Source organism: Protofrankia sp. Cr1 (genome assembly GCF_963555865.1).
Classification (GTDB): Bacteria; Actinomycetota; Actinomycetes; order Frankiales; family Frankiaceae; genus Protofrankia.
This window is the reverse complement of the sequence record NZ_CAUVXO010000364.1, coordinates 1-5,310: the sequence shown is the minus strand read 5'-3', so window position 1 is coordinate 5,310 and position 5,310 is coordinate 1. Positions and strand designations below refer to the sequence as shown.

At 64.9% G+C, this 5,310-nt stretch carries 4 protein-coding genes; 3 read left to right on the top strand and 1 reads right to left on the bottom strand.

All coding sequences use genetic code 11. The annotated features are described in order from the left end of the window. From U9980_RS21385 to U9980_RS21375, 3 genes are all read left to right on the top strand, one after another. A partial coding sequence (locus tag U9980_RS21385; RefSeq protein WP_322769557.1) for a LysR family transcriptional regulator occupies positions 1-999 on the top strand: 999 nt, incomplete at its 5' end. A gap of 195 nt (positions 1,000-1,194) precedes the next feature. Further along, the gene (locus U9980_RS21380) at positions 1,195-1,488 is read left to right on the top strand and encodes a hypothetical protein (RefSeq protein WP_322769556.1); all 294 of its coding nucleotides are present in this window, start codon (positions 1,195-1,197) and stop codon (positions 1,486-1,488) included. Between the two features lie 357 nt (positions 1,489-1,845). Further along, entirely contained in the window at positions 1,846-4,308 is a 2,463-nt protein-coding gene (locus U9980_RS21375) for a ricin-type beta-trefoil lectin domain protein (protein ID WP_322769555.1), read from the top strand. A gap of 224 nt (positions 4,309-4,532) precedes the next feature. Here the strand turns inward: U9980_RS21375 and U9980_RS21370 are convergent. Next, positions 4,533-5,310: aldolase/citrate lyase family protein (locus tag U9980_RS21370; protein ID WP_322769554.1), on the bottom strand; the 778-nt coding region annotated here is incomplete at its 5' end.

Genomic DNA, 5,310 nt, shown 5'->3' with positions numbered 1-5,310 from the left:
TCTGTCGCACTTTGGATGGCGATAGTCTCGATCCACGGGTGGGGGCCTGAGATCTTCATGGAGCTGGAGCTGAGACACCTACGGTACTTCCTCGCCGTGGCGGAAAAGAAAAACTTTACGCGCGCAGCAGCAGCCCTATGTGTCAGCCAGCCCACTCTCAGCGAACAAATTCGAGCGCTGGAACGCGAAGCCGGCACTCGCCTGTTCACGCGCCGTCCAGGCGGGACCGACCTCACCCCCGCGGGCGCAGCTATGATCGCCCCCGCCCAGTCGGCCCTCCAAGCAGCCCGCGATGCTCTGCAGACCGCCCGTGACATTGGCGCGTCCCGGTTGAGCCGGTTGCGTGTGGGTGTGGTACCCGGAGCCTGCAGCCAATTTATCGCCGCCTTCGCGGCTGCCTACCGGACTGCATTCCCCGACTGCGAGCTGACGCTCTGCGAAGTCACGTACTTCGACGCACCGGAGGACTTGGTACAGGGCCGTATCGATGTCATGCTGACCCGGCTGCCACTCGATGCAGAGCGCTTCTGCTGGCATGAGCTGGTGAAGGAACCGGTCGAGTTGTTCATTGGCCCGCACCACCCGCTGGCGATGTGCACCGCCTTGCCCGTGGAAGAGGTCCTCGACGTCCCGATCCTGCGCGGACCGCCTAATGCCGAACCCTGGATGATGGACTACTGGCTACTAACGCGGTACCGCAACGGGGAGCCGCCCCGAGTGGCCGGCGAAGGAGCCACAAGGGTTTCGGAATTCGCCTATCAGGTCACAGCGGGAAACGGATCGGCGACGGGGACCGCGTCCATGCGACGCGCGGTCGGCGTACGCCAGACGGACCTGCCGTCCGTGCTCCTACTGGGCGTGGAACCCAACGCCGCGGTTGCCGCACAGCGCCGGAATGACCCGCGCCCAGAGGTCCGGGCCTTCTGCCTCAGCGCGGTTCAGGTCTGCAAGGCTCTGGCCGCCCTACCCGACGGCCTGCCTGATCGGTCAGCCGACTGATTCACTGATTCTCTGCCGTACCTCCGAGATCCGGCTCGGGCTGCGTCACAGGGTTCGGTCCGGTATCGGCACCACCGATAAGCCCATAGCCAGCACGTATTGGCCGCCACTCGATGCTGGACCATACGCTGCAACAGCAGACCGTCAGACATCAAGAATCTAACTTTCATTGTATAGAAAAGATGGGAGAAGACCGTGAACTGGGACTGGGACAAAATAATTAACACGGCGAATAAATTCTTCCAGGATCTGAATGACGCCACCGTCATCAACGGCTGGCTTGGCATGGACGACGACGGTGCATATGCCAGTATCAAACAATACGTACTCCAGGCCGGCATTATCGACATTGATCGCATGGATGAAGCTCTTTTTACGGCTTCAACAAGTTCACTCCAGCAAGCCAGGCCGCGGGTAGTAAAGTTCTATACACTATTCAAGATAGTCGAAACAGTGCGCTTTGATCAGTTTCGCGGTTTTCCGATATAAATCCCATCCCACGGCCAGCGATCAATGATACGCCCGGTGGCACCGACCACATCATAGTCGACTCCTTGGGTGCCATGGACGATTGGTTCACCGTCGCATCGGTGACCAGCAAGCATCACCGGGGCCTCGTGTGGACTATTCCGGTGACCGGACGGGCGTGTAGGCCGAATTTCCAGGATGCGGACAGACGGGCTGCTCTCATGTCTCGTGTCCGACCTCGCGGAAAGCTGGGCTCCTGGATGGCAAATCCCGAATGATCCAATCCACGAATACCCAGATGAACGATGGACCCAGAAATCACCTCTCGCCACAAAAATTGAAAAAGGCGCAACACCCGCGAAGTTCCGAAAGGACACCATGAATATCCGCCGCATTCTGGCCACGGTGGTCCTGACCACCACAGCCATGCTGGGCCTGGTGGTGATCTCTCCCGTCGCGGCCCAGGCGAACACGATCTCCACCCTTGTCACAAAAATCGGCAGCGATGTCGTCGGAGTGAACACCACCCTGCGGGCGGGGCAGTACATCCTCTCCAAGGATGTGCGCTTCGCGCTGGTCATGCAGTCCGACGGCAACCTGGTCCTCTACGGCACGGATGGCGGTGCACGCTCGGTGGCGCGCTGGGCCACCGGCACCAACGGCAAGGGCGCCGTGCGGGCCACGTTCCAGTCCGACGGCAACCTGGTGCTCTACCGTTCCGACAACCAGCCGGTGTGGGCGTCGCGCACCGACGGGTCCGGTGCGGCCACGTTGGCCGTCCAAGCCGACGGCAACGTAGTTCTCTACCGCGGCGGTGGCGTGGCCGTCTGGCAGACCGGCACCGGTGGTAGACCGCAGGTGACCTACCAGGGTGGCGACCAGCTGCACCCGGACCAGCACATGAGTCGCAACACCTACCTGCGGTCGGAGGACGGCCGCTACGCGCTTCTGTTCCAGAATGACTCCAACCTGGTTCTTTACGGGCCGGCCTACCAGGTGCTGTGGGCGTCGAGCACAGGCGGCAGCGGCGCCGCCGACCTGGTCGTGCAGGGCGACGGCAACGTGGTGCTCTACCGGGGCACCACCGCGGTGTGGTCAACCGGCACCCAGGGGTTCACCATCACCCGGTTCCAGGTGCAGGACGATGCCCAGGTCGGCGCCTGGGCAGACAGCACCTTCGTCTGGAGCAGCAAGCGTGGCCTGCTCGTGCCCCGACCGGCGCCGGCACCGCAGACCACGACAATCACCGCGACGCTGCGCTACTCCGACCTGTATCAGGGAGCCGACCGGCCGATCCGGGAGGCCAAAGTCGAGCTGTGGCGGTTCAAGCCGCGGGCGCTCGGCGTCTGGACCTGGGGCGTCGACCAGGTGCTGCGCACTGACAGCGCTGGGCGCATCAACACCGCCGTGCCGTATGAGACCGCCGGCATCACCTACGCGCTGCGGGTGGTCGCTGAGAACCGCGCTGCCGTCGTGCGTCCCAATCCCAAGACCATCGGTGCGTGGATCCCCTCCACGCTTGGCATGGACGGGGCGATGTGGCGCGAGCCGGGCGACAACCAGCCCATCCAGCCCCGGGTGACCGCACCTGGGCAGACCCACGACATGAGTTGGACCTTCACCGGCTGGGCCGCGCAGCACTACAACATCGCCGACACGTTGCTGTACGCCCATGACTATGCGGCGGCCCACCGCGGCGACACCGACGTACTCAACCCTGTCGCCGTCACGTGGCTGAACATCGATGGCGTGATCAACGGTGGGACGCCCTTTTACCAGCCGGTCGGGTCGACGATCCGGTTGCCCGCTGGGGAGTCGATGGTCCAGTTGCCCGCCGGGGACCGGAAAAGTATCAAGATCGCCTACGATGATCCGACCCTGGCCCACGAATACGCCCACTACCTGGAGCACACCCTCAGCTCGTTCTACGCGCTGCCCGCAAAGCATAATGGCTGCAACAGCGTCGACGCGGAGTTTGCATGGATGGAGGGCTTCGCCGACTACTTCGCCGCCGCCGTCTACGATTCCCTACCCTCCGGAACCCTCTCCACTTCCCGACCCGCCGGTATCCTCCCCTACAGCCATACCCATCTGGAGGAATCCCCGCAGTGCGCAGGCTCCACGGCTGAGGGCCGCACGCTCGAGAACCGGGTCGCTGCAGTGCTGTGGGATCTGGCCGACCCTGCCGGGGCCGAGCCAAACGGCCAGGATCCGGTCGCGGGCCAGGGAACGACCGTATTCCAGATCTTCGACCGCGAGTTGGACCGCGCCCCGCATCCCCTTGTCAGCTTCGCCTGTCCTACGATCAACAACTTCCGAAACGCCTGGAAGAGCCGCGGCCTCGACCTGACCAAACTGGACGCCGTGTTCGCCCTCAACGGTGTTGCCACGGCTGACCGTCCAGCGAGCGCCGTGCCCCTGTGCACCAGCACCGGCAGCGGGTCCACTGCAGCCCTGCAGGCCGACACCGGAACAATCATGTATACCGCCGACACCACCAAATGCCTCGACGTCCGCAACGCGGCCACCGCTGACGGTACCGCCATCCAACTGTGGACCTGCAATGGCAGCAGCGCCCAGAACTGGGCCCGGTCCGGGCGCACCCTGCACGCCCTCGGTAAGTGCCTGGACATCTCCGGCGGTGGCACCGCCAACGGAACCCTCGTACAGCTGTGGACCTGCAACGGCACCGGCGCCCAGGACTGGGTCTACCAGGCCGACGGCACCCTGAAGAACCCCCAGTCGAATAGGTGCCTCGACGTCGTCGCGGGAAGCACCGCCGTCGGCGCCCGGGTACAGATCTGGGACTGCATCGCCAACAGCGCCCAACGCTGGCTGTAACAGGACCTGTCACGGTTCGCGGCCCGGCCGCGGCAGCCGCCCGTAAGACCTGCTCGGTCCCTCGGAGTCCGGCGAATCCGAGGGACCGCTGGTTCAGCGCGTCCACCGCTCAACCCGCAGATTTGTGTTTGATCCGATCAAGAGAGTGGAACCTTGCTTCGTCCATCCCGCGTCCAGCAGGCGTTGTTCGGCGGGCACGACAGGAACGCTGTTGGCCGTCAGCGCTACGCGGGCCAACCACACGACCGGGGAGGACGCCTGCGTGGTGAAAACTCCACCGGCGGCAGAACCAGGTCCTGCTGGAGGCGCGGTGCCAGCGTCAGCTGCGTTTCAAGGTCAAGGGACATGTGGCCGTCGGCGGCGAAGTCGGCGCGGATGCGGACCAGCTCGGCCGCAAGCAGCCGGCTTGGGATGGGCGCCCCCAGGTCGGGAAGGGTCAGCCCGGCAACGCCGAAGCGCGGACCGTCCACGTAAGACCGGACATGTTCGACAGTGCCGTCGATCAGAGGTTCGAAAAGATCGCTGCTGCCGCGGTCGATGCGCAGATCGTTGAGTCCGACGTACACACGGGACAAGGGACGGCGCACGAGCTCGGGCGTTGCGCGGACGCCTGCCTGCGTCTCGATGAGGATGCCGAGCCCGCACCGGCCAGCCACCATCTTCAGCGCCCGGTCGACCTCGCGCGGGTTGTGCACCATCGGAAGGAGCAGCTCGTCGGCCCCTGCGTCCACCGCGCAGTCGATCTCGCGACGCGTCCACGGCCCGAATCCGTTCACCCGGCAGAGCACGCGCGCCGCGGTTGCGGCGCGGACGCGGGCGAGATCGGCGAGGGTGTCGTGGTTGATCTGCGTCCCCTGGCCTACCTGCCGGCGGGCCTTGCCGCGCCGCTCCCAGTCGACGATGAAGCCCGCGATCCCGGCCTCCGTCGCCTCGGCCACCAGGGTGGGGTCGGTGTGGAAGAGCAGCATCTCGACCGGCCGCTGCGAGGCCAGGGTCATGGGG

Bases quoted from the DNA above. Each gene is read 5' to 3' on its own strand.
- U9980_RS21375 (WP_322769555.1), top strand. From the start codon at position 1,846: ATGAATATCCGCCGCATTCTGGCCACGGTGGTCCTGACCACCACAGCC.